Annotated in this window: 21 protein-coding genes; 7 read left to right on the top strand and 14 right to left on the bottom strand. The window is 58.2% G+C overall.

Features of this window, described 5'->3' with window-relative positions:
* The first annotated feature begins 9 nt into the window (after window positions 1-9).
* Window positions 10-882, top strand: a complete 873-nt coding sequence (locus ACWKWM_RS01635) for a methyl-accepting chemotaxis protein (protein WP_483844596.1) — start codon at window positions 10-12, stop codon at window positions 880-882.
* A gap of 58 nt (window positions 883-940) precedes the next feature.
* On the opposite strand, the gene ACWKWM_RS01630 is transcribed toward ACWKWM_RS01635, so the two are convergent.
* A complete protein-coding gene (locus ACWKWM_RS01630) occupies window positions 941-1393 on the bottom strand; it encodes a DUF4399 domain-containing protein (protein ID WP_483844434.1) in 453 nt (150 codons plus the stop codon).
* Window positions 1394-1624: 231 nt separating this feature from the next.
* A complete protein-coding gene (locus ACWKWM_RS01625) occupies window positions 1625-2263 on the bottom strand; it encodes a 2OG-Fe(II) oxygenase (protein ID WP_483844595.1) in 639 nt (212 codons plus the stop codon).
* 195 nt (window positions 2264-2458) lie between these two features.
* Here ACWKWM_RS01625 and ACWKWM_RS01620 point away from each other — a divergent pair, with 195 nt between their 5' ends.
* Window positions 2459-3205: a DUF2059 domain-containing protein gene (locus ACWKWM_RS01620; RefSeq protein ID WP_483844433.1), complete on the top strand. Its 747-nt coding sequence runs from the start codon at window positions 2459-2461 to the stop codon at window positions 3203-3205.
* A 331-nt stretch (window positions 3206-3536) separates the two neighbouring features.
* Entirely contained in the window at window positions 3537-3794 is a 258-nt protein-coding gene (locus ACWKWM_RS01615) for a hypothetical protein (protein WP_483844432.1), read from the top strand.
* A 347-nt stretch (window positions 3795-4141) separates the two neighbouring features.
* Here ACWKWM_RS01615 and bipL read toward each other — a convergent pair whose 3' ends face one another.
* Window positions 4142-5083, bottom strand: coding sequence for a phospholipase BipL (gene bipL, locus ACWKWM_RS01610; protein ID WP_483844431.1), 942 nt, complete (start codon window positions 5081-5083; stop codon window positions 4142-4144).
* Between the two features lie 114 nt (window positions 5084-5197).
* On the opposite strand from bipL, the gene ACWKWM_RS01605 reads away from it, so the two are divergent.
* On the top strand, window positions 5198-5803 hold the full coding sequence (locus ACWKWM_RS01605) for a DUF6436 domain-containing protein (protein WP_483844430.1): 606 nt from the start codon (window positions 5198-5200) through the stop codon (window positions 5801-5803).
* Here the strand turns inward: ACWKWM_RS01605 and ACWKWM_RS01600 are convergent.
* On the bottom strand, window positions 5797-6714 hold the full coding sequence (locus ACWKWM_RS01600) for a ParB/Srx family N-terminal domain-containing protein (protein ID WP_483844429.1): 918 nt from the start codon (window positions 6712-6714) through the stop codon (window positions 5797-5799). The two genes, ACWKWM_RS01605 and ACWKWM_RS01600, sit on opposite strands and share 7 nt — an antisense overlap.
* A 237-nt stretch (window positions 6715-6951) precedes the next feature.
* Here ACWKWM_RS01600 and ACWKWM_RS01595 point away from each other — a divergent pair, with 237 nt between their 5' ends.
* Entirely contained in the window at window positions 6952-9339 is a 2388-nt protein-coding gene (locus ACWKWM_RS01595) for a penicillin acylase family protein (RefSeq protein WP_483844428.1), read from the top strand.
* A 140-nt stretch (window positions 9340-9479) separates the two neighbouring features.
* Here ACWKWM_RS01595 and ACWKWM_RS01590 read toward each other — a convergent pair whose 3' ends face one another.
* From ACWKWM_RS01590 to ACWKWM_RS01560, 7 genes are all read right to left on the bottom strand, one after another.
* Window positions 9480-10364, bottom strand: a complete 885-nt coding sequence (locus ACWKWM_RS01590; protein ID WP_483844427.1) for an ABC transporter permease subunit — start codon at window positions 10362-10364, stop codon at window positions 9480-9482.
* A complete protein-coding gene (locus tag ACWKWM_RS01585; RefSeq protein ID WP_483835385.1) occupies window positions 10361-11242 on the bottom strand; it encodes an ABC transporter permease subunit in 882 nt (293 codons plus the stop codon). Before ACWKWM_RS01585 ends, ACWKWM_RS01590 begins: the two co-directional genes overlap by 4 nt.
* 35 nt (window positions 11243-11277) lie before the next feature.
* Entirely contained in the window at window positions 11278-12420 is a 1143-nt protein-coding gene (gene potA / locus ACWKWM_RS01580; RefSeq protein ID WP_483844426.1) for a polyamine ABC transporter ATP-binding protein, read from the bottom strand.
* Between the two features lie 55 nt (window positions 12421-12475).
* Entirely contained in the window at window positions 12476-13570 is a 1095-nt protein-coding gene (locus ACWKWM_RS01575) for a polyamine ABC transporter substrate-binding protein (protein WP_483844425.1), read from the bottom strand.
* 264 nt (window positions 13571-13834) lie between these two features.
* Window positions 13835-14932, bottom strand: coding sequence for a polyamine ABC transporter substrate-binding protein (locus ACWKWM_RS01570; RefSeq protein WP_483844424.1), 1098 nt, complete (start codon window positions 14930-14932; stop codon window positions 13835-13837).
* Between the two features lie 216 nt (window positions 14933-15148).
* On the bottom strand, window positions 15149-16513 hold the full coding sequence (locus ACWKWM_RS01565; RefSeq protein WP_483844423.1) for an aspartate aminotransferase family protein: 1365 nt from the start codon (window positions 16511-16513) through the stop codon (window positions 15149-15151).
* Between the two features lie 80 nt (window positions 16514-16593).
* Complete coding sequence (locus ACWKWM_RS01560) at window positions 16594-17952, bottom strand: glutamine synthetase family protein (RefSeq protein ID WP_483844422.1); 1359 nt, start codon at window positions 17950-17952, stop codon at window positions 16594-16596.
* Between the two features lie 620 nt (window positions 17953-18572).
* Between ACWKWM_RS01560 and ACWKWM_RS01555 the strand changes: the two genes are divergently transcribed.
* Window positions 18573-19949, top strand: a complete 1377-nt coding sequence (locus tag ACWKWM_RS01555; RefSeq protein ID WP_268799124.1) for a glutamine synthetase family protein — start codon at window positions 18573-18575, stop codon at window positions 19947-19949.
* 229 nt (window positions 19950-20178) lie between these two features.
* Window positions 20179-20817 carry a TetR/AcrR family transcriptional regulator gene (locus ACWKWM_RS01550; protein ID WP_483844421.1) on the top strand — a complete coding sequence of 213 codons (639 nt, stop codon included), beginning with the start codon at window positions 20179-20181 and terminating at the stop codon, window positions 20815-20817.
* Between the two features lie 149 nt (window positions 20818-20966).
* On the opposite strand, the gene ACWKWM_RS01545 is transcribed toward ACWKWM_RS01550, so the two are convergent.
* From ACWKWM_RS01545 to ssuC, 3 genes are read right to left on the bottom strand one after another with little or no spacing between them, the layout of a single operon-like run.
* Window positions 20967-21182 (bottom strand): TOBE domain-containing protein, encoded by a 216-nt coding sequence (locus tag ACWKWM_RS01545; protein WP_133773552.1) that lies wholly within the window; start codon window positions 21180-21182, stop codon window positions 20967-20969.
* A 50-nt stretch (window positions 21183-21232) separates the two neighbouring features.
* On the bottom strand, window positions 21233-22042 hold the full coding sequence (gene ssuB / locus ACWKWM_RS01540; RefSeq protein WP_483844420.1) for an aliphatic sulfonates ABC transporter ATP-binding protein: 810 nt from the start codon (window positions 22040-22042) through the stop codon (window positions 21233-21235).
* Window positions 22039-22836 carry an aliphatic sulfonate ABC transporter permease SsuC gene (gene ssuC / locus ACWKWM_RS01535; protein ID WP_483844419.1) on the bottom strand — a complete coding sequence of 266 codons (798 nt, stop codon included), beginning with the start codon at window positions 22834-22836 and terminating at the stop codon, window positions 22039-22041. Before ssuC ends, ssuB begins: the two co-directional genes overlap by 4 nt.
* Between the last annotated feature and the right edge of the window lie 16 nt (window positions 22837-22852).

Below are 22852 nucleotides of genomic sequence, written 5' to 3'. Positions count from 1 at the left end.
CTGGCCGCGATGCTCAAGATGCAGTCCAAGCTGCGTGACACCCTGCAGCGTATTTCCGGCTCGGCCACACAACTGGCATCGGCCGCCGAAGAGCTGAATGCGGTCACTGACGAAAGCGCACGCGGCCTGTCGCAGCAGAACAATGAGATCGAGCAAGCCGCCACCGCCGTCAATGAGATGACCAGCGCCGTCGAAGAAGTGGCGCGTAATGCAGTGAGCACCTCCGAAGCGTCGAAAAACGCCACCACTTCTGCCAGCGATGGCCGTGATCTGGTGCAAGAAACGGTCGGCGCTATCGAGCGCATGAGCGGCGACGTGCAAAGTACCGCCACACTGATCGGCAATCTGGCCGAGGAATCCCGCGACATCGGCAAGGTGCTGGACGTAATCCGTGGCCTGGCCGATCAAACCAACCTGCTGGCCCTTAACGCCGCCATTGAAGCAGCCCGTGCGGGCGAAGCGGGTCGCGGGTTCGCCGTGGTCGCCGATGAAGTACGCGCCCTGGCGCATCGCACCCAGCAATCGACCAGCGAAATCGAACGCATGATCGGCAGCATTCAGGGGGGGACCGAACAGGCCGTCAACTCGATGCGCAGCAGCACCGAGCGCGCAGAATCAACCCTGAACATCGCTAAAGGCGCTGGTCTGGCGCTGGACACCATTAACGTCGCGGTAGTGGAAATCAACGAGCGCAATCTGGTGATCGCCAGCGCAGCGGAAGAGCAGGCACAGGTCGCCCGCGAAGTGGATCGCAATCTGGTGAACATCCGCGATCTGTCGGCGCAATCGGCTACCGGCGCGAATCAGACCACCGCTGCCAGCAACGAACTGGCGCGCCTGGCGGTTGATTTGAACGGGATGGTCTCGCGGTTTCGCCTGTAAGGCTTGAGCAGAGGCCGCCGGGTGCGGCCTCTTTGCCAGCAGCGTTGAAGCTGAACTGTTACTTCACGGTGATGGTGATTTTTTGCGATTCAACCGGTGGGTTCAACGGTACGTGGTTCTTGTCGCCGACCAGCAGTTGCAAGGTGTGTTGTCCGGGCGTGAGGGTCAGTTCGGTTTCGGTCTGGCCTTTGCCGAAATGGCGAATGTTGTCGGTCATCGGCAGCGGACCATCCATGGACGGCTGATCTTTAACGTCGATCAGCAGGTGGTGGTGGCCGGTATCCGGGACGTCGACTCCGGCTGGCGCAACGCCCATACCTTTGAGGCCAAACTGCACTTTGAACGTCCCGTTCAGGGTCGCGCCGTCTTTGGGTGAGATGATGTACACCTCCGCTCCCGCAGGAGATGCGGTGCGCGGAACGTCCGCCGCCTGGGCGGTGAACGCAGCGCCGAGCAGCGCGGAACCAAGCAGCAGGCCAGCGATGGCGGGTTTTGCGAATAAGGCTTTCATGGTTTCTCCAGGTTGTTGTTTGGCTCAGTGGGCTGCTATCACCTTAGCCCGGTCCTGAAGATGCGTTTCTGAAAAAGGTTTCATGTTGGGCTGACCGCAGATCGCCCTGACGCCGCGATATTGCCAACGCTGAACCCTGTAGGAGCGAACTTGTTCGCGAGCCGGTGTTTCAGTCGACGCATCTCTCGCCAACAAGTTGGCTCCTACAGAAACACATGCCGCGTCGATCACTCACAACTCAAACGGCTCTGTCCCGCGCCTGCGAAACCACCCGGTCAACGACAACCGATCGCGGGTCGAGGGCAGGACTTCGTGGGGGATATCGCCGGAGAGAAACACCACCAGACAGCCGCCTGACGGCTGAACGTCGTATTCAACGCCGCCTTCCAGGTACATGCGCAGATGCCCGCCGTGTTCGGGCAACCAGGCGTCGTTCAGATACAGCACCGCCGACAGCATGCGTTTGTCGTCGTCGCGAAAACGGTCGACGTGCTTGAGGTAAAACGCGCCCGGCGGGTACATCGCAAAATGGCTTTCGTAGTCCTCAAGACCCAGGAAAAGGCCGCGGTTCAGCGCTCGGCGCAGGGTGTCCATCAGTCCCAGATATCGGTCACAGGGCTCGGCTTGTCCGGCCTCGATCCACTGAATGTGATCACCGCGAATGCCCTCGCGTACCTCCTGCAGCAGACCGCGCCCGACCGATGCGGGCGCAAGTTCGCCTTCGGCTGCGCGTTTGCGGCATTCGAGCGCCAGCTCACGGGTCAGGCTTTCGGGCAAAAAGATGTCCTGCTGCGACCAGCCGCGCTCGGCTACATCGTCAACGATTCGTAACAGCAGCGGGTGATCCAGGGGTATTTGCATGGGCCGCATAGTATCCATACGCCAATCAATGGGACAGAGCCTGCGGTCTGCACGGCAACGAAATATTTCGGCTGTTTAAACAGTCGATGGCGTTTTCAACGAAGGATTTGCGAACACACTGATTTTCGTGGGGTCTGGGCAACTGTTAACTCGACAAATCCCCGCCGCGCCACTGAGAATAGCGGCCTGCCGACAGGAGTCTCTATGCGCCGTTTGTTTTTCTTGCTGCTGATGTTCTGCACGATGCCCGCCTGGGCAGACAGCCACGACCAGTTATATAAGGTCGCGGGCTGGCCAGAACAGCGCGCGCATTTTAACGACGCCTTGAAAGCTGCCCAGCAACGCTACAAAAACAGCCTGCCGCCCGCTGTGTATGATGCGCTCGTCAGCAACAGCAACCAACGCTTTGCGCCCCAGGCCATGGATCAGCGCGCCGAGCAGAAGCTGCGTCAAACCCTGCAGGACCCTGCCCCCGCGCTGCAGTTTTTTCAGTCGCCGCTGGGACGCAAGATCGTCAACGCGGAGCTGACCGCCACTCGCTCCGATCAACTTGCGAAAAACGCCCAAGGCCTGCCGAAGATGCAAGTCAGCGACAGTCGTCAGTTGATCATCGGCCACTTGGCCGAGGCCCTGCCAGCCAAAGAAGCAGGAGCGGAAGTCAGCCTGGCAATCGCTGGTGTGGCCGCTGACAGTCTGAGCTCGATGATCCCTGGGCTGATGGGAATAGGCGGTGGTCAGGCGCAAGGCATGCTCGACGGCCAGCGCCAACGACTGATGGCGCAGATCGCCCAGGACATGAACAACACGCTGCTCTACGTCTACCGAGACCTCACCGACCCCGAACTGGACGAGTTCGCCACGTTCGCCGAATCCCCTCAGGGCAAGGCCTATTACCAGGCGGCCCTGGCCTCGATCCGCGCAGGATTGGCGGTGGGACAAAACGGCAATTGATGGACGCCAATCTGTAGGAGCGAACTTGTTCGCGAGACGCCCTGTCTGCCAACCCATCGTCTCGCCAACAAGTTGGCTCCTACAGAAATAACACTCACTCCCTCACCCCATCCGCCGCATCAAAAACTCAAAATACCGCGCGCGGATTTCCGGGGATTCGTTGGCTAGGTGATGCCGCATTGGGTTCCAACGCCGCTAACGCCCTATCCGTAGGACCAGCCTGTCTTACGCTCCAGAAAAATCCTACCGTCGCAAAAAAGAAAACCCTACGTTCGCCTTCGGTCATTAAGCCATTTTCACCGGCCCATCAATTGCGCCGAGGAGCACCCAGATGCCGTCTTTTTACGATTACTTCAGAGAGAACATGGAAAGCCTGGGGCTGCCAGCGCCTCAGTCACTGTTCGGCTCCGTTTCCACGGCAATAGCTACGTCGACCACTATCCTTACCCAAGTGGAGAAGTTCGGGAAAAAAGTGACGATTAGAGAAATCATCGGGCAGGCACCCAGCTTGAAAAGCTGGCAGTCATTGGTGCCTGCTCGGCCGCGTATTACGCCGGAGCAGTCATCGGAAGCATTGCCGTCGCGTTAGGCAGGACGTTGGGTAACGGCACAAGCTTGAGCGACGTGCTATTTGTCGCAAGATCGAAAGGGCTGCATACCGAGTGGCTCGCTGACTGTTTGCGCAAATATCCAGCCATTTACGTTGCCGATCTTCCGGGCGATCACCATCAACTGGATGCCTGTCTGGCATGAAAGATCGACTACTGCTCTTATCGTCCGCAGCCGTATTGAGCCTTGTATCCTGGGCGTTCTGGCACTATCTCGACGAGGGCGCATTGCCTGTCTTCTTATCGGGGATGCTGTTGTTAACAGCAATCGACAACCATCGCCTGCGTCGTACGATCAAGCGGATAAAAAGGCGGCCTGCGAGTTAGCTCACCCCATCCGCTGCTTCAAAAACTCAAAATACCGCGCGCGAATTTCCGGGGATTCGTTGGCCAGATGATGCCGCGCTTCGGGAATCATCAGCACACGGGGCCGGGTGAACTTGGCGTTGAGTACGCCAAGGTTATGCGCCCAGTCCACCGTCATGTCGGCCTCTCCCTGAATGATCAACGGGCTGCGCTCACTGCGGGGAGCGGCTTCTGTGCGCGTGATCCACTTGGCGAGTGCGCCTACCCAGGCGGTGGGCAGGCGGCGCGGTTGCAGCGGATCGGTCAGCAGAAACGGCAGGAAATCCGGGGCGGTGGAGTTTTCACTAAAACGTCGCTCGATACCTTTGACGAACGGGCGCAGCAGGTAATAGCTGAGTTTCGACCAGCCCCACGCGCGCGGTCGCACCAGCGGCGCCAGCAGGATGATCTCCCCTTTCGCCGGGCTCGCAGCGCCGCTGTTGAGCACGTGGTCAACGACAATCGCCCCGCCCGTGCTTTGCCCGCACAGGTGCCAGGGCTTGGGCAGCGCCAATTCATCCGCCTCGACAAACAGACGCTCAAGCACCCTTTGGTATTCGGCAAAATCCCGGATGCTCGCCCGGCTGCCACTCGATAAACCGTGCCCTGGCAAATCGCAGGCAATCACCGCAAAACCCTGCGCCAACGCCCACTCGATAACGTGGCGATACAGCGCCATGTGGTCGTAAAAGCCGTGCATCAGAATTAGCGTCGCAACGGGCTGCTCAGGCGTCCATATCTGGATGACGATCTCGTAACCGCCCACATCGAAACGTCCCAAACGGCTGCTGACCATCCCGTCGTGAGTAAGCTGCTCTAACCCGTAAAAGCGCTGATAAGCCCGGCCCTCTTCGGACAATGGCTGCAGTGCGGCCAAAGGTTGCAAACTGGCACGCAGGCGATCGGGGTCGAACAAATGGGACATCGGTATTCCAGATCAAAAAATATTAATAGTTATGCAGGACGGCTAAACGGGCTGGGATATTCTTCCGTCTGCCCTGCTATGGCAAGTAACGCCACCTTGTATCGAAGCCAAAGAATGAACCTCAAGCCACGCCGTACCGTTCTCTACGCCATGATCGCAATCTTGTGTGCTGCAAGTCTGTGGCTGACCTACCAGTGGTTTGAGGGTCGCTATGTCCGCGTGTTCAGCAATCATGCAGCGTTGTTTGCGGGCGACAGCTTGAGTCTGCCGCCCGAGCTGGCTGGCCCCGGGCCAATTCGGCTGGTGCATTTCTGGGACCCGGCCTGCCCGTGCAACGTAGGCAATCAACAGCACCTGACAGAACTGATCGAGCGTTTTGCTGGCGACGACGCCGCTGGCCAATCAGGTGTGAAGTTCTACTCGGTCCAGAAGCCCGATACTCAGGGCGAGTTGCCCTCGAGCCTGAATACGATGACGCCTTTGAACAGCCTGCCCGGCGCCGAACACATCACTTCGACACCCGCCGTCGCCATCTGGGATCGGGAGGGACGACTGGCCTATTTCGGTCCTTACAGCGAAGGGCTGACCTGCAACGCAAGCAACAGCTTCATCGAACCTATCTTGCTGGCGCTGCTCGACAGTCGATCCGTCAGCGCGACGCACAACATGGCGATGGGTTGTTACTGCTCGTGGTCTGAAGGCCAGTCTTCCACTCAATGAGGCTTTTTGTAATCGAGCACATAAGGCAGCTTGTCGCTGGCCGTTCGGGTCAGGGTGTTGCGCCTGACCTTGGCAAACGCACCTAGCTGTCTGGCGCTGAATCCGCCCCCGATGATCTTGTTCGCGGGCTTGGCCACGATCAGATCGCTCGCCGCCTGCAAGGCCTGGTGATAACCGCTGCGTTGACTGAGATTGAAATCCTCTAGTCGCAAATGATCGCGCAGCCAGTCACCCCAGTAGAACTCAAGAAACTCGGGCGACACATCGCCCGCTTTCGGCTTGGCGTAAGCGGCGTCCCGCACGAAATAAACGATGCTGCGAAAGATGTCGTTCTGCATGCCTTGCAGCCCTAAGTGTTCTGGAAGCTGAGCCGGAGAAATGGACTGACCGTTGCCGTCTTTCAACCAGACTTTGTGGGTCTGCTCCATCCGCTGCCAGAACGCCGGGAGGTCTTGGCTGTCACTGAAGTTATCGGTGATGCGGACTTTCATTTTCATCTGCGGCCCTGCACCAGGCTGTTCCCACAACGTAGTGAAACCATGGTGGCCGTCAGTGAGATAGAACTTGCCTTCTGGCCCAACCACCACTGTATTCATGTCTTGGGGATGAGCGTTCGGTCGGTCTTCGCAGGTGTAGGTTTCAGGCCGCAGCGGGTCAGCGTCAGGCTTGATCTTCTTGGCTTGATGCTGACCGTTGGTTTCGCAGATTTCATCGAAGAGCTTCTGCCGCACTTTGGAGAAGCGTCCGAGCTTGTAGTAGATCTGGTCGAAACCGATCACAGCCTGGGTCGGATGCAATTGGTCCAGGGTGACTTCGACGACATCGCCCGGCTTGGGAGCCGTAAAGCCTGCATGAGCCTGAACCGCGAACACGCCCAACAGCAGCGCGGCACACCATGAATGAATTCGCATCGTCGGGACTCTTGGCGGGAATTGAGTGGGAGCTTAATCGAAATCGAGAATGCAACGCCGACCTGTAGGAGCCAACTTGTTGGCGAGGGCTTGATATCGCGGTTTCAGGCACACCGTCTCGCGAACAAGTTCGCTCCTACAGAAGCGGTATTGGTTGGGCGAGCGGTGGCCACCTACCCAGCAGCAACGCAAATCTGTAGCCTGCAAATCTTTCTCAATTACCGTTTGAGCCCCCGGATGAAACGCAGCCTCATTGTTCTCCTCGTCCTGATCGTTTTCATCACCGGCGGCGCCTTTTGGTATGTCCACAGCAAACAGCCAGTGCGTCACGGCGAGATGGCGCTGACGCATTTGCAAGCGCCAGTGACAGTGCGCTACGACGAGCGCGGTGTACCGCACATCAAGGCCGAAAACGAAGCGGACGTTTACCGCGCCCTTGGTTACGTGCACGCCCAAGACCGCTTGTTCCAGATGGAAATGCTCCGCCGTCTGGCGCGCGGCGAACTGGCTGAAGTCCTGGGCCCCAAGCTGCTAGACACCGACCGCCTGTTTCGCAGCCTGCGCATTCGCGAACACGCCGACGCCTACGTCGCCAAACAGGACAAAAACACGCCGCAGTGGAAGGCGTTGGAAGCGTATCTGGACGGCGTGAATCAATACCAGAACACCCACGCCAAACCCATCGAGTTCGACGTGCTCGGCATAAACGAACGCCCCTTCACCGCCGAAGACACCCTGAGCATCGGCGGCTATCTGGCCTACAGCTTCGCCGCCGCGTTTCGCACCGAGCCATTGCTGACCTATGTGCGCGATCAACTGGGCCCTGAATATCTGAAGGTCTTTGATCTGGGCTGGCAGCCACAGGGCGCACTCGGTCAAGCGCCGACGCTGGGCAGCAAAGACTGGAAGGGCCTCAATGATCTCGCCCTGCTCAGCGAGCAGGCGCTGGAAAAAGCCGGCCTGCCGCAATTCGAGGGCAGCAACGCCTGGGCCGTGTCGGGCACTCGCACCAAAAGCGGCAAACCGCTGTTGGCGGGCGATCCGCACATCCGATTCTCGGTGCCGTCGGTGTGGTACGAGGCGCAATTGTCAGCGCCGGGTTTCGAGCTGTACGGCCACTTTCAGGCCCTCAACCCCTTCGCCCTGCTCGGCCACAACATGGATTTTGGCTGGAGCCTGACGATGTTCCAGAACGATGACCTCGACCTGATCGCCGAGAAGGTCAATCCCGACAATCCCAATCAAGTCTGGTACCACGACGCGTGGGTCGACATGACCTCGCGGGATGAACACATCAGCGTCAAAGGCGGCACCTCGGTGACGCTCACACTGCGCCAGTCGCCCCATGGCCCGATCATCAACGACGCACTGGGGAGCAACGCCGGCACCGCGCCGATTGCCATGTGGTGGTCGTTCCTCGAATCGGAAAACCCGATCCTGCAAGGGTTCTACGAAGCCAATCGCGCTGACACGCTGGACAAGATGCGCAGTGCCGCTGAGAAGATTCAATCGCCGGGGCTGAACGTGGTCTGGGCCAATGCCAAGGGTGACATCGGCTGGTGGGCTGCGGCGCAATTGCCGAAACGGCCTGAAGGCGTTAACCCGGCATTCATTCTCGACGGCAGCAGCGCGCAAGCGGACAAGGATGGTTTTTACCCGTTCAGCGCCAACCCGCAGGAAGAAAACCCTTCGCGTGGCTACATCGTTTCCGCGAACTTCCAGCCCGTCTCGCCCACCGGCATGCAGATTCCGGGTTACTACAACCTCGCCGAGCGCGGTCAGCAGCTCGACAAGCAGCTGAGTGATAACTCGGTGAAGTGGGATCTGCAAAACAGTAAAAAGCTGCAACTGGGCACCCGCACCGATTACGCGCAGAAGATTCTCAAGCCGCTGATTCCTGTGTTGCGAAGCGTAATCAGCGATCCAGAAGAACACGATTTGATTGAGCGTCTGGCGCAGTGGAACGGCGAGTACTCCGTGGATTCAGTGGGCGCCACGCTGTTTAACCAGTTCCTGTTCGATCTGACCGAGAAGACCTTTCACGACCAGCTTGGCGACGGCCTGTTTGAAACACTGCTGTCCACAAGAGTGATCGACAGCGCCCTGCCCCGCCTGGCAGCGGACGAGCATTCACCGTGGTGGAACAACGTCAACTCGCCCGCCGAGGAGAGCCGTGGCAATACAGTGAAGATGGCTTGGCATGCCACGGTTTCGCACCTGAAATCCCTGTACGGCGTGAACCCGGACGAATGGATGTGGGGCAAGGCGCACACATTGACCCATGAGCATCCGCTGGGCCGCCAGCCGCCGCTGGATATGCTGTTCAACGTCGGGCCGTTTGCCGCGCCCGGCACCCACGAAGTGCCGAACAACCTGTCGGCGCGCATCACCACCGCGCCTTGGCCGGTGACCTACGGCCCATCGACCCGGCGCCTGATCGACTTCGCCGACCCGGCTCATGCCTTGGGTATCAATCCAGTTGGGCAGAGCGGTGTGTTGTTCGACAAGCATTACTCGGATCAGGCAGCGGCCTACGTCAAAGGCGAGTACATGCCGGAGCGGTTCAGTGAGGGGGATGTGGCGGGGAATACGCAGTCGACGTTGCGGTTGGTACCCGGAAACTAAGCAAAGCTGGAGTTCTGTAGGAGCGAATTCATTCGCGAGAGGTCAACACAGCGACACATCTCCATCGCCTGACCATTGCTCGCGAATAAATTCGCTCCTACAGAGATAACCTGTTCATCGAACAGGTTATCGATCGTTGATCAAACCGGCGCTGCGGCCCGGCGTGGATCGGGTTGCTGATAGGTGTTGGCCGCAGCCTCTTCGATGGCCAGTTGAATGGCTTTCTTGCGAGCATTCTCCGCACGACGAGTGAAGAACCAGACCATGAACGTGGCAATCGACACTGCCAACAGAATCAAACTCGCCACGGCGTTGATCTCAGGCTTCACGCCCAGACGCACCGCCGAAAAAACCTCCATCGGCAAGGTCGTCGAGCCCGGCCCAGATACGAAGCTCGCCAGCACCAGGTCGTCCAGGGACAAGGCGAACGACATCATTGCCCCCGCCGCCAACGACGGCGCAATCATCGGGATGGTGATCAGGAAGAACACCTTCCACGGCCGCGCGCCCAGATCCATTGCCGCTTCTTCAATCGACATGTCCAGCTCACGCAAGCGCGCCGACACCACCACCGCCACGTAGGCTGCACAGAACGTTGTGTGAGCGATCCAGATGGTGACGATGCCGCGCTCCTGCGGCCAGCCGATCATCTGCGCCATCGCCACAAACAGCAGCAACAGCGACAGACCGGTGATCACCTCGGGCATGACCAGCGGCGCCGTCACCAGACCGCCGAAGAACGTGCGGCCCTTGAAACGTGTGATCCGGGTCAGGACGAAGGCCGCCATGGTCCCCAGTGCCACAGCCGCAATGGCTGTGTAGCAAGCGATTTCCAGCGAGCGCATCACCGAGCTCATCAGTTGGGTGTTGTCGAGCAGGCCGACGTACCACTTCACCGACCAGCCGCCCCACACCGTCACCAGCTTGGAGGCGTTGAACGAGTAAATCACCAGAATGACCATGGGCGCGTAGATGAAAATCAGGCCCAGCACCAACATCAGGTTCGAGAATCGGAAGCCTCTCATGCCTTGCCCTCCAGTTCTTTGGCCTGGCTGCGGTTGAACAGAATGATCGGCACGATGAGGATCAACAGCATCACCACCGCCAGCGAAGACGCCACCGGCCAGTCGCGGTTGTTGAAGAACTCTTGCCACAGGACTTTACCGATCATCAGCGTCTCGGGGCCGCCGAGCAGTTCAGGAATCACGAACTCGCCCACCACCGGAATGAAGACCAGCATGCATCCAGCAATGATGCCGTTCTTGGACAGCGGCACAGTGATTTTCCAGAAGCTGTTGAAGGTGCTCGAGCCCAGATCAGACGCGGCTTCCAGCAGACTCTGATCGTGCTTCACCAAGTTGGCGTACAGCGGCAGGATCATGAACGGCAGGTACGAATAAACCACGCCGATGTACACCGCCAGGTTGGTGTTGAGAATCTGCAACGGCTCGTTGATCAACCCCAGCCACATCAAAAACGCGTTGAGCAGACCGTTGTTGCTGAGAATGCCCATCCACGCATAAACGCGGATCAGGATCGCGGTCCAGGTCGGCATCATGATCAGCAGCAACAGCACGGTTTGCATATCTTTGCGGGCGATGGAGATGCCGTAGGCCATCGGATAGCCGATCAACAGGCACAGCAGCGTGCTGAAGAACGCCATTTTCAGCGAGCCCAGATACGCCGAGATGTACAAGTCATCGCCAGTGAGCAGCGCGTAGTTGGCGAAGTTGAGCACCACGTCGAGTTTTTGCTCGGCGTAGGTGAATATCTCGGTGTACGGCGGAATCGCGACGTCGGCTTCGGCGAAACTGATCTTGATGACGATCAGAAACGGCAGTGCGAAAAACAGGAACAACCAGAGAAACGGAACCCCGATGACCATCTGCCGGCCATTGGGGATGATTCGATTCAGGGCGCGCTTTATTTTTCGTACTTTCATGAGCGCAGTACCACGCCGGAGTCGTCTTCCCACCAGACGAAGACTTCGTCGTCCCAGGTCGGACGCGCGCCACGGCGCTCGGCGTTAGCCACGAACGACTGCACCAGCTTGCCGCAGGCCAATTGCACGTAGAACACCGAGTGCCCGCCCAGGTAGGCGATGTCATGCACTTTGCCGCGCGACCAGTTGTATTCGACCGTTGGCTGCTCGGTGGTGATCAGCAGCTTTTCCGGGCGAATCGCGTAGGTGATGTGCTTGTCTTCCACCGACGTACTCACGCCGTGGCCGACGTAGATATCGCGTTCCAGCTCCGGGCTGCGGATCAGCGCGTGACCTTCCATGTCCTCGATCACTTCGCCATCGAACAGGTTGACGTTACCAATGAACTCGCACACCAGACGGCTGGTCGGGGTTTCGTAGATGTCGACCGGGCTGCCGATCTGCGCGATCCAGCCCAAGTGCATGATCGCGATGCGCTGGGCCATGGTCATGGCCTCTTCCTGGTCGTGCGTCACCATCACGCAGGTCACGCCAACGCGCTCGATGATTTCCACCAGCTCCAGCTGCATCTGCGAGCGCAGCTTCTTGTCCAGCGCGCCCATCGGCTCGTCGAGCAGCAGCAGTTTTGGCTTCTTCGCCAATGACCGCGCCAGTGCCACACGCTGGCGTTGACCGCCGGAAAGCTGATGCGGTTTGCGCTTGGCGTACTGGGTCATCTGCACCAGTTTGAGCATTTCGTTGACGCGGGTTTCGACTTCGGCCTTGGGCAGCTTGTCTTGCTGCAAACCGAAGGCGATGTTTTGCGCCACGGTCATGTGCGGAAACAGCGCGTAGGACTGAAACATCATGTTGATCGGACGTTCGTACGGCGGCATGTCAGTGATGTCTACGCCGTCGAGATAGATGCGGCCTTCGGTAGGCCGTTCAAAACCGGCCAGCATGCGCAGCAGCGTGGATTTTCCTGAGCCAGATCCGCCGAGCAGGGCAAAGATCTCGCCCTTGTTGATTTGCAGAGACACATCGTCCACAGCAATCGTCTCGTCGAACTTTTTCGTGACCCGATCGATTTTAACCAGCACCTGCTTCGGTTGCTGATCACCTTCGAGGGCTTTTTTGTAGGCGCCGGAGGCAACTGCCATGGGTGAAACTCCCAACTGGTTTGCTGCCCGGCCTGCATGGCCGGGCGCGAGGTCTTTATTTACCGGATTTGATCTTGGTCCAGCTGCGAGTCATCAGACGCTGAATCTTGGGCGGTAATTCGGAATTGACGTACAGCCGATCCAGAATTTCCTGTGGCGGGTACACCACGTCGTCGTTGCGAATGTCCTGATCCATGATCTTGTCCGAAGCCGGATTCGGGTTGGCGTAACCGACCTCGTCACTGACCTTGGCGATCACTTCAGGCTTGAGGATGTAGTTGATGAAGGCGTGGGCGGCTTTGACGTCCGGCGCATCAGCCGGGATCGCCAGCATGTCGAACCACAGGTTGCCGCCTTCTTTGGGAATGGCGTAAGCGATGTTCACGCCCTTGTCGGCTTCCTTGGCCCGAGCCTGAGCCTGAAAGATGTCGCCGGAGAACCCGGCGGCAACGCAGATCTCGCCGTTGGCGAGGTCCGAGATGTATTTGGAGGAGTTGAAGTAGGTCACGTAGGGACGCACTTTGAGCAGCTTCTCTTCGGCTTTTTTGTAGTCGGCTTCGTTGGTGCTGTTCGGGCTCAGGCCCATGTAATTGAGCACAGCCGGCAGCATTTCATCCGCCGAGTCGAGGAAGGCGACGCCACATTTCTGCAGTTTCTTGATGTTCTCGGGTTCGAACAGCACGGCCCAGGAGTCGATGGTGTCGACGCCCAGCGCAGCTTTTACTTTGTCGACGTTGTAACCGATGCCATTGGTGCCCCAGAGATACGGCACGGCGTACTGATTGCCGGGATCGTTTTTCTCAAGGCGCTTGAGCAGTGCGGGATCGAGGTTTTTGTAGTTGGGGAGTTGAGACTTGTCGAGCTTCTGAAACGCACCGGCCTTGATCTGCTTGCCAAGGAAGTGGTTGGACGGCACCACCACGTCATAACCGGTGTGACCGGCGAGCAGCTTTCCTTCCAGGGTTTCGTTGGAGTCGAAGACGTCGTATTTGGTCTTGATGCCCGTGGTGGATTCGAATTCCGCCAGGGTGTCGGTGCCGATGTAATCGGACCAGTTATAAATGCGTACGGTGGACTCAGCCAAAGCGCTGACGGCGAACGTCAGACCTGCGCCGAGGAGCACGCTTTTTGAAAATAAAGAAATAGACACGTTTGCAGTCCTTTTAGTAGGTGGGCCTGTTGCCCGTGTCGTCGTTGACGGTGATGACCGCCAGTGACAAATCCGGCGCGCAACTTACCTGTGATAAACCCTTCTCGCAAAACAACTTTTTGTGACGGACCTGAAATTTGGCTTACGGTAATTCTGTAGGAGCCAACTTGTTGGCGAGAGATTGATGCGGTGTGTCAGTCACACCGCCTCGCGAACAAGTTCGCTCCTACAGGGGTTTGCGTCGTCAGGGACGACGCGTAAGGCTTATTTACCCGATTTAATGTTGGTCCAGCTGCGGGTCATGATCCGCTGCGTTGCCGCAGGCAAATCGGCGATCGCATACAGCTTGGCCAGCACGTCCGCAGGTGGATAAACGCCTGGATCGGAGGTGATGTCCTTGTCGACGAACTCAGTCGCAGCGGCGTTACCGTTCGGGAAGTGCACGGCGTTGGTGATTTCCGCCATGACTTTAGGCTGCAGGATGAAGTTCATGAACTTGTAGGCGCCTTCGACGTTTTCGGCGTCTTTAGGGATCGCGATCATGTCGTAGAAGCTGCCAGCGCCTTCTTTGGGAATGTTGTAGCTGACTTTGACCTTGCCGCCCGCTTCTTCAGCACGCGCCTTGGCCTGGTACACGTCACCCGAGTAACCCACGGCTACGCAGATGTTGCCGTTGGCCAAGTCCGAGATGTACTTGGAGGAGTGGAAGTAGGTGACCGAAGGACGGATCTTCTTGAACAGGTCTTCAGCTTTGGCGATGTCTTCTTTCTTCTGGGAATCGGTTGGCAGGCCCAGGTAGTGCAGCGCGACCGGCAACATTTCTGTTGGCGAATCGAGGAAGCTGATGCCGCACTTTTTCAGCTTGGCTGCGTTTTCCGGTTTGAACAGCAAGTCCCAGGAATCGACGGGCGCATCAGCACCCAGCGCAGCCTTGACCTTTTCCGGGTTGAAGCCGATGCCGATCGAGCCCCACATGTAGGGAAAGGCGTGCTTGTTGTCCGGGTCGCTGACCGACACGGCCTTGAGCAGCGCAGGGTTCAGGTTTTTGTAGTTCGAGAGCTTGGTCTTATCGAGCTCCTGATAGACACCAGCCTTGATTTGCTTGGCCAGGAAGTTATTCGACGGCACAACGATGTCGTAGCCGGACTTGCCCGCTAGCAGCTTGGCTTCCAGGGTTTCGTTGCTGTCGAAGACGTCGTAGACGACCTTGATGTCTGACTCTTTTTCGAAGTCTGCGATGGTGTTCGGTGCGATGTAATCGGACCAGTTGTAAACGTGGAGAACTTTGTCGTCGGCCTGAGCAGCTGCGGCCACTGCGCCCATCAGGGAAAGCGCGAGGAGGGTCTTGCCAAATATCTTCATGCGTACAGCTCCATTGTTAATCACGACCGTTAGGGTAGCGGCTTCTAGCCATTAGTCTGGCAATTTCCAAAGCGATCTTTCAAGCCGGGGTTCATGAAACTGTTAATGATTTTCTGAACCGCCCTTGTAGGAGCGCGCTTGTCCGCGATTGCGTTTTGTCAGTCGAGATGTTCATACCTGACATACCGATTTCGCAGGCAAGCGCGCTCCTACAATTCAGGCCTGTAATGCTTCCAAAGTCAGGTCCAGACACTTGCGGGCTTTCTCGACCAACTCGTCAATCTCGGCAAAACTGATCACCAGCGGCGGCGAGATAATCATCGTGTCGCCAACAGCCCGCATGATCAGGCCATTGTTGAAGCAGAACGTTCGGCAAATCATGCCGGCCCCTTTGCCTTCGTAACGCTTGCGAGTGGCTTTGTCCTGCACCAGCTCGATAGCGCCCAACAGCCCCACACCGCGTACTTCGCCCACCAGCGGGTGATCGCTGAGCTCGCGCAAACGCTTTTGCAAGTATGGTGCCGCTTCCGATTTCACCCGTTCGACGATCTTTTCGTCGCGCAGGATGCGGATGTTCTCCAAGCCTACCGCCGCCGACACCGGGTGCCCGGAGTAGGTAAAGCCGTGGTTGAAGTCGCCGCCTTCGTTCAGCACAGCGACGAACTCATCGCGCACGATCACGCCACCCATGGGGATGTAACCCGAGGTCAGGCCCTTGGCAATGGTCATCAAATCGGGTTTGAGGCCGTAGAAATCGCTACCGAACCACTCACCGGTGCGGCCGAAACCGCAGATCACTTCGTCGGCAACGAACAGGATGTCGTACTTGGCGAGAATTTCTTTGATCTTGGGCCAGTAGGTGTCCGGCGGAACAATCACGCCGCCCGCGCCCTGGATCGGCTCGGCAATGAAAGCGCCCACGTTATCGACGCCCAGCTCGAGAATCTTCTTCTCCAGTTGCTCGGCAGCCCAGACCCCGAATTCGTCCGGGGTCATGTCGCCGCCTTCGCCAAACCAGTACGGCTGAGGGATGTGGACGATGCCCGGGATCGGCAAATCGCCCTGCTCGTGCATGTAAGTCATCCCGCCCAGGCTCGCGCCTGCCACGGTAGAGCCGTGATAACCGTTGACGCGACTGATGATGATTTTCTTGCTCGGCTTACCCTTGATCGCCCAGTAATGACGAACCATACGCAGCACGGTGTCGTTGCCTTCGGAACCGGAACCTGTGAAAAACACATGATTCATCCCTTCAGGCGCGACATCGGAGATGGCTTTGGCCAGTTGCAACGCGGGTGGGTGAGCGGTCTGGAAGAACAGGTTGTAATAAGGCAGTTCGCGCATCTGTTTGCTGGCGGCTTCGGCCAGTTCGTCACGACCGTAACCGATGGCGACGCACCAGAGACCGGCCATGCCATCAAGGATCTTGTTGCCTTCGCTGTCCCAGAGATAAACACCCTTGGCGCGGGTGATGATGCGCGGGCCTTTTTCTTTGAGCTGCTTGAAATCGGTGAATGGCGCCAGGTGATGGTCGTTACTCAAGGCTTGCCATTCGAGGGTTTGCGGGTTGTTCGAACTCATGTAGCGCTCCAGATTCCGGTATCGCGTGTCGGACGCCGACGATTTCCAACAAGGTGGAAATTGATCGGCGACCGGGATAGTCAGACGGCAAAGAGCAGGAATTCCCGCTCCCACGAACTGATCACGCGCTTGAAGTTCTCGTGCTCGGCGCGCTTGACCGCGACGTAGCCCTTGATGAATTTCTCGCCGAGGTATTTTTCGACGGTCTTGCTGTTTTCCATGCGTTCCAGCGCATCTTCGATGGTCAACGGCAAGCGCAGGTTGCGGCGCTCGTAGCCACGCCCCACCACCGGCGCGCTCGGGTTCATGCCCTCGACCATGCCAATGAAGCCACACAGCAAGCTGGCGGCAATCGCCAGATACGGATTGGCGTCGGCACCCGGAAGGCGGTTCTCAACGCGGCGGTTTTGCGGCCCGGCGTCCGGCACCCGCAGGCCCACGGTGCGGTTCTCTTCGCCCCACTCAACGTTCACCGGCGCGGATGTGTCCGGCAGGAAGCGGCGGAAGGAGTTGACGTTAGGCGCGAACAGCGGCAACAGCTCGGGGATGAGTTTCTGCAGGCCACCGATGTGGTGCAGGAACAACTGGCTCATGGTTCCGTCTTCGTTGGAGAAGATGTTCTTGCCGGTTTCGATGTCGATGATGCTCTGGTGCAAGTGCATGGCGCTGCCGGGCTCACCGGTCATGGGCTTGGCCATGAAGGTGGCGGCGACATCGTGCTTGAGCGCGGCTTCGCGCATCGTACGTTTGAACACCAGGATCTGGTCGGCCAGAGACAACGCGTCACCGTGACGGAAGTTGATTTCCATCTGCGCCGTGCCGTCTTCGTGGATCAGCGTGTCGAGATCGAGGTTTTGCAGTTCGCACCAGTCGTAGACGTCTTCGAACAGCGGGTCGAATTCGTTGGCCGCTTCGATGGAAAACGATTGGCGACCGGTTTCCGGACGGCCCGAGCGGCCCACTGGTGGCTGCAACGGATAGTCGGGGTCGTCACTGCGCTTGGTCAGGTAAAACTCCATCTCCGGAGCCACGATCGGCTGCCAGCCTTGATCGGCGTAGAGTTTCAAAACCTTTTTGAGGACGTTGCGCGGCGACAGCTCGATGGGGTTGCCCTGCTTGTCGTAGGTGTCATGAATCACCTGCGCAGTGGGTTCTATGGCCCAGGGCACGACAAAAACTGCGTTCTGATCCGGGCGGCAGAACATGTCGATGTCTGCAGGGTCCAGCAACTCATAATAAATGTCGTCTTCGACGTAATCGCCGGTCACCGTCTGCAGCAAAACACTTTCAGGCAGGCGCATGCCTTTTTCGGCGATGAACTTGTTGGTCGGTGAGATCTTGCCGCGAGTGATACCGGTGAGGTCGGCGATCATGCATTCGACTTCGGTAATCCTGTGCTCTTTCAACCAATCGGTGAGCTGGTCGAGGTTGGTACTCATAAATACCTCAGGGTTTCGGTTCCTGATGGCCGTCATGGCGATCAGGCGTTTTTTCGACGCATCGGCGTCGCGCTGTGCTGCGTTATGTTGCTGGTTTTCCCCGGGCATCGCCAAATGCCGGACGTTTGAACGATAGCCGGGTTTCTGCGTGAGGCGCGAATAAGGGATAAGGTGATACTTGAACCCATCGTGCGGGCATCGACGGGCAGATTTTCCAGGAAGGTACAGAAAGGGTCAGTATTAAGACTGGAGCAGCCCGATTGCAGGATTTTGACACGGAAGGTATTTCGAGAGGATCGAACAGCGCCGCCAGCGAGGGCAGAATCAGCGGCAGGCGAGACATGTGACCCCCGGAATTATTGCTGTTATGGGTTGCAATCGAGCTTAGCCTTGTTCATTTTTTTACACAACACCCCCGTAAAAAATACAACACAGTCCTCTGAACCCCGCAGTTCTGGTGACGTTCAGCCGCTAAAATTTGCCCTAAAGGGCGGCAAAAATGCTCGTTCGGCGCCCTTTTAGGGCAATTGCGGGCTCTCTTGACTTCATGAGGGCTTTCGGATTGACTGAAACCCGTAATGCTCGATGATTGATATTTTCAACAACAAAGGTGTTGCATCATGTCGGTACCCCCGCGTGCCGTTCAGCTCAACGAAGCGAACGCGTTCCTTAAGGAACATCCTGAGGTTCTATACGTTGACCTTCTGATTGCAGATATGAATGGAGTGGTGCGCGGCAAGCGCATCGAACGCACCAGCCTTCATAAGGTTTACGAAAAAGGCATCAACCTCCCAGCTTCTCTTTTCGCTCTGGATATCAATGGCTCAACGGTGGAAAGCACCGGTCTGGGTCTGGACATCGGTGACGCAGACCGAATCTGTTATCCAATCCCTGACACTCTCTGCAATGAGCCCTGGCAGAAGCGTCCTACCGCACAACTCCTGATGACCATGCACGAACTGGAAGGCACGCCCTTCTTTGCCGACCCGCGTGAAGTACTGCGTCAGGTGGTCAGCAAGTTCGATGAAATGGGTCTGACCATTTGCGCAGCGTTCGAACTGGAGTTCTACCTGATCGATCAGGAGAACGTGAACGGTCGTCCGCAACCTCCGCGCTCGCCGATTTCCGGCAAACGCCCGCACTCGACCCAGGTCTACCTGATCGACGACCTCGACGAATACGTCGATTGCCTCCAGGACATTCTGGAAGGTGCGAAGGAGCAAGGCATTCCTGCCGACGCGATCGTCAAGGAAAGTGCCCCGGCGCAGTTCGAAGTGAACCTGCACCACACCGCTGATGCCCTCAAGGCATGCGACTACGCGGTACTGCTCAAGCGGCTGATCAAGAACATCGCCTACGACCATGAGATGGACACCACCTTCATGGCCAAGCCGTATCCTGGCCAGGCGGGTAATGGTCTGCACGTCCACATCTCGATTCTTGATCGCGATGGCAAAAACATTTTCACCAGCGAGGATCCCGAGCAGAACGCCGCATTACGTCATGCGATCGGCGGTGTGCTCGAGACCCTACCGGCGCAGATGGCGTTCATGTGTCCGAACGTCAATTCGTATCGCCGGTTCGGTGCTCAGTTCTACGTGCCCAACTCGCCCTGCTGGGGTCTGGACAACCGCACGGTCGCTGTACGCGTACCGACCGGCACACCAGACTCGGTGCGCATCGAACACCGGGTTGCCGGTGCAGATGCCAATCCGTATCTGTTGATGGCGTCGGTGCTGGCCGGTATTCACCACGGCCTGACCAACAAGATCGAACCGGGCCCGCCCGTGGAAGGCAACTCCTACGAGCAGAACGAGCAAAGTCTGCCGAACAACCTGCGCGATGCATTGCGCGAGCTGGACGACAGCGAGGTCATGGCCAAGTACATCGATCCGAAGTACATCGATATCTTCGTCGCCTGCAAGGAAAGCGAGCTGGAGGAGTTCGAGCACTCCATCTCCGACCTTGAGTACAACTGGTACCTGCACACCGTTTGATGGCTGTGCGCAATAAAAAGAACGCCGCTGGCCCGAGAGGGTTGGCGGCGTTTTTTGTGACAGCGACGAAGAACGGTAGGAGCGCTCTTGCCCGCGATGGCGGTGGATCAGTTATGAATGAGTTGGCTGACACAACACAATCGCGGGCAAGCGCGCTCCTACAAGGTCCGCATCTGAACTCACGGCGTCGCGTACAATCCCCCAACCCCGCGCGCCCAGAGACCCTCCGATGACCCGCCCCGCCACACCCCGCAAACCCCGCGCACGCAGCCAGGCCCGGATCGACTCGATCCTCGACGCGGCGCGCACGCTGCTGGCAACAGAAGGTGTGGCGGGGCTGTCGATCTACAGCGTGGCCGAGCGCGCCGAGATCCCGCCCTCCTCGGTTTATCACTTTTTCGCCAGCGTGCCAGCCTTGCTCCAGGCTCTCACCGCTGATGTGCACGCAGCCTTTCGCGAGACCCTTGAGCAGCCCATTGATCATGACCGGCTGAACACTTGGCGGGATCTGACCCAAGTAGTTGAAGCGCGCATGCTGGCGATCTACAGACAAGATGCTGCAGCGCAGCAGTTGATCCTCGCGCAACACGGCTTGACCGAAGTCACCCAGGCCGATCGCCAGCACGACATTGAATTGGGCAATCTGCTGCAGGCGCTGTTTGCCCGGCACTTTCAACTGCCCGCATTACCTGACGACGTGGACGTCTTCGCCCTCGCGATTGAACTCGCAGACCGGGTCTATGCGCGCTCGGTGCAGTTGCATGAAGAAATCACCGAACGCATGGCTGAAGAAGGCATGCGGGTGTTTGATGCTTATCTAGGCCTTTATCTGCCGCCCTATCTTCCGAAACACACCGACATTCTGTAGGAGCGAACTTGTTCGCGAGGCGGCGTATCAGGCATACCGCGCTAAGCCTCTCGCCAACAAGTTGGCTCCTACAGAAGAACGCGAAGCAGCTAAACCCACAAAAACCCCCGAAGGGCTTGCGCGCTTCGGGGTTGCGAGCGACGCATTGATCACAACTTGGCGATCGACACCTCGGTGGATTTCACGAACGCGATCACTTCGCTGCCAACCACCAGTTCCAGCTCCTTCACAGAGCGGGTGGTGATCACCGAAGTCACGACGCCTGACGCGGTCTGCACGTCGATTTCCGACAGCACGTCACCGAAAACGATTTCTTTGATGGTGCCTTTGAACTGGTTGCGAACGTTGATGGCTTTGATAGTCATGATGAGGCTTCCTGTTTGAGATCGATGTCTGACGCCGTAGGGCGACTTGGTTAATTGGCCCAGCGCAATTGCGTGGGCAACGGTGAAAAGGGTTCGGGTTCAGGCGGCGATCCGGGGATCGACAGCACGCGATTCAATACTTCGGTTTCCAGAGCGGCCAGGCGATAAGAGCCGCGAGCACGAGGACGCGGCAGATCGACCAGCAAATCGAGGCCAATCTCGCCCTCTTCGATCAGCAGCACGCGGTCAGCAATCGCTACCGCTTCGCTGACATCGTGGGTCACCAGCAACACGGTAAATCCATGTTGCTGCCACAGACGCTCGATCAGTTGCTGCATCTCGATGCGGGTCAGGGCGTCCAACGCCCCCAACGGCTCGTCCAGCAGCAACAACCGCGGTTGATGGATCAACGCTCGGGCCAGAGCCACACGCTGCTTCTGCCCACCAGACAAGCCGGCTGGCCATTCATCAGCACGTTCGGCCAGGCCAACAGCTTCCAGCGCGGCAAGGGCTTTGGGACGCCAGTCGCCACTGAGGCCAAGACCGACGTTATCGATGACTTTCTTCCAGGGCAGCAAACGCGCTTCCTGAAACATCAATCGGGTGTCCTCTCGCGCATCGGACAACGCCGCCGAGCCTGCCAACAGTTGGCCGCTGGTGGGTTTGTCCAGCCCGGCCAGCAAGCGCAACAACGTGCTCTTGCCGCAGCCACTGCGTCCGACCACGGCTACGAACTGACCCGCGGGAATGTGCAGATCAATGTCTTTGAGTACTTCCCGCAAGCCGAAGGTTTTTTTCAGATTGCGGACTTTCACTGGAATCCCGCGCAACAGGTTTGCCGGTTGTTGGAGATTGCTCATGCGGCACCACCCTTCTGTACTTGATAGGCCGGGTGCCAACGCAGGCAGACCCGTTCCAGACCGCGTGCCGCCAGATCAGCCAGCTTGCCGAGCACGGCATACAACACGATTGCCAGCACCACGACGTCGGTTTGCAAAAACTCCCGGGCGTTCATCGCCAGATAACCGATGCCGGAGCTGGCCGAGATGGTTTCGGCGACGATAAGCGTCAGCCACATGAAGCCCAAGGCGAAGCGCACGCCCACCAAAATCGATGGCATGGCACCCGGCAGAATCACGTGCCAGAACAGACGAAAGCCAGACAAGCCGTAGCTGCGCGACATCTCCACCAGCGCTGGATCGATATTGCGGATGCCGTGGTAGGTGTTCAGGTAAATCGGGAACAGGGTGCCGAGGGCGACCAAAAACACTTTGGCGGTTTCGTCGATGCCAAACCACAGGATCACCAGCGGGATCAACGCCAGGTGCGGCACGTTCCGAATCATCTGCACTGAACTGTCCAGCAGGCGTTCGCCCCACTTCGACAGACCAGTGATGAAACCCAGTACAAGACCAATGCTGCCGCCGATGGCAAAACCGACGCCTGCGCGCCAGCCGCTGATTGCAAGATGGGTCCAGATTTCGCCGCTGCGGACCAAGTTCACGCCAGCTTCAATCACAGCGCTCGGGGCCGGAAGAATGCGCGTCGATAACCAGCCCGCGCTGACTGCCAGTTGCCAGATTGCCAACAGCAAGACCGGTAGCACCCAGGGCGCCAGTCTGTGAGTAAATCGTTCGGTTGAGCTGAGGCTCATGGAGTTGTCTCCTGTT

This window comes from Pseudomonas rosaeacicularis (assembly GCF_057128745.1).
Note: the sequence above shows the minus strand (reverse complement) of the source record. Positions and strands in the feature narration are given on the sequence as shown.

What these genes read in the sequence shown, in the direction of transcription:
- ACWKWM_RS01605 (WP_483844430.1), top strand. Translation starts at nt 5,198, where the DNA reads ATGAACCTCAAGCCACGCCGTACCGTTCTCTACGCCATGATCGCAATC.
- ACWKWM_RS01550 (WP_483844421.1), top strand. Translation starts at nt 20,179, where the DNA reads ATGACCCGCCCCGCCACACCCCGCAAACCCCGCGCACGCAGCCAGGCC.
- ACWKWM_RS01560 (WP_483844422.1), bottom strand. Translation starts at nt 17,952, where the DNA reads ATGAGTACCAACCTCGACCAGCTCACCGATTGGTTGAAAGAGCACAGG.
- ACWKWM_RS01545 (WP_133773552.1), bottom strand. Translation starts at nt 21,182, where the DNA reads ATGACTATCAAAGCCATCAACGTTCGCAACCAGTTCAAAGGCACCATC.
- potA (WP_483844426.1), bottom strand. Translation starts at nt 12,420, where the DNA reads ATGGCAGTTGCCTCCGGCGCCTACAAAAAAGCCCTCGAAGGTGATCAG.
- ACWKWM_RS01565 (WP_483844423.1), bottom strand. Translation starts at nt 16,513, where the DNA reads ATGAGTTCGAACAACCCGCAAACCCTCGAATGGCAAGCCTTGAGTAAC.
- ACWKWM_RS01630 (WP_483844434.1), bottom strand. Translation starts at nt 1,393, where the DNA reads ATGAAAGCCTTATTCGCAAAACCCGCCATCGCTGGCCTGCTGCTTGGT.
- ACWKWM_RS01600 (WP_483844429.1), bottom strand. Translation starts at nt 6,714, where the DNA reads ATGCGAATTCATTCATGGTGTGCCGCGCTGCTGTTGGGCGTGTTCGCG.
- ACWKWM_RS01595 (WP_483844428.1), top strand. Translation starts at nt 6,952, where the DNA reads ATGAAACGCAGCCTCATTGTTCTCCTCGTCCTGATCGTTTTCATCACC.
- ACWKWM_RS01615 (WP_483844432.1), top strand. Translation starts at nt 3,537, where the DNA reads ATGCCGTCTTTTTACGATTACTTCAGAGAGAACATGGAAAGCCTGGGG.
- ACWKWM_RS01590 (WP_483844427.1), bottom strand. Translation starts at nt 10,364, where the DNA reads ATGAGAGGCTTCCGATTCTCGAACCTGATGTTGGTGCTGGGCCTGATT.
- ACWKWM_RS01620 (WP_483844433.1), top strand. Translation starts at nt 2,459, where the DNA reads ATGCGCCGTTTGTTTTTCTTGCTGCTGATGTTCTGCACGATGCCCGCC.
- ACWKWM_RS01625 (WP_483844595.1), bottom strand. Translation starts at nt 2,263, where the DNA reads ATGCGGCCCATGCAAATACCCCTGGATCACCCGCTGCTGTTACGAATC.
- ACWKWM_RS01555 (WP_268799124.1), top strand. Translation starts at nt 18,573, where the DNA reads ATGTCGGTACCCCCGCGTGCCGTTCAGCTCAACGAAGCGAACGCGTTC.
- bipL (WP_483844431.1), bottom strand. Translation starts at nt 5,083, where the DNA reads ATGTCCCATTTGTTCGACCCCGATCGCCTGCGTGCCAGTTTGCAACCT.
- ACWKWM_RS01635 (WP_483844596.1), top strand. Translation starts at nt 10, where the DNA reads ATGCTCAAGATGCAGTCCAAGCTGCGTGACACCCTGCAGCGTATTTCC.
- ssuC (WP_483844419.1), bottom strand. Translation starts at nt 22,836, where the DNA reads ATGAGCCTCAGCTCAACCGAACGATTTACTCACAGACTGGCGCCCTGG.
- ssuB (WP_483844420.1), bottom strand. Translation starts at nt 22,042, where the DNA reads ATGAGCAATCTCCAACAACCGGCAAACCTGTTGCGCGGGATTCCAGTG.
- ACWKWM_RS01570 (WP_483844424.1), bottom strand. Translation starts at nt 14,932, where the DNA reads ATGAAGATATTTGGCAAGACCCTCCTCGCGCTTTCCCTGATGGGCGCA.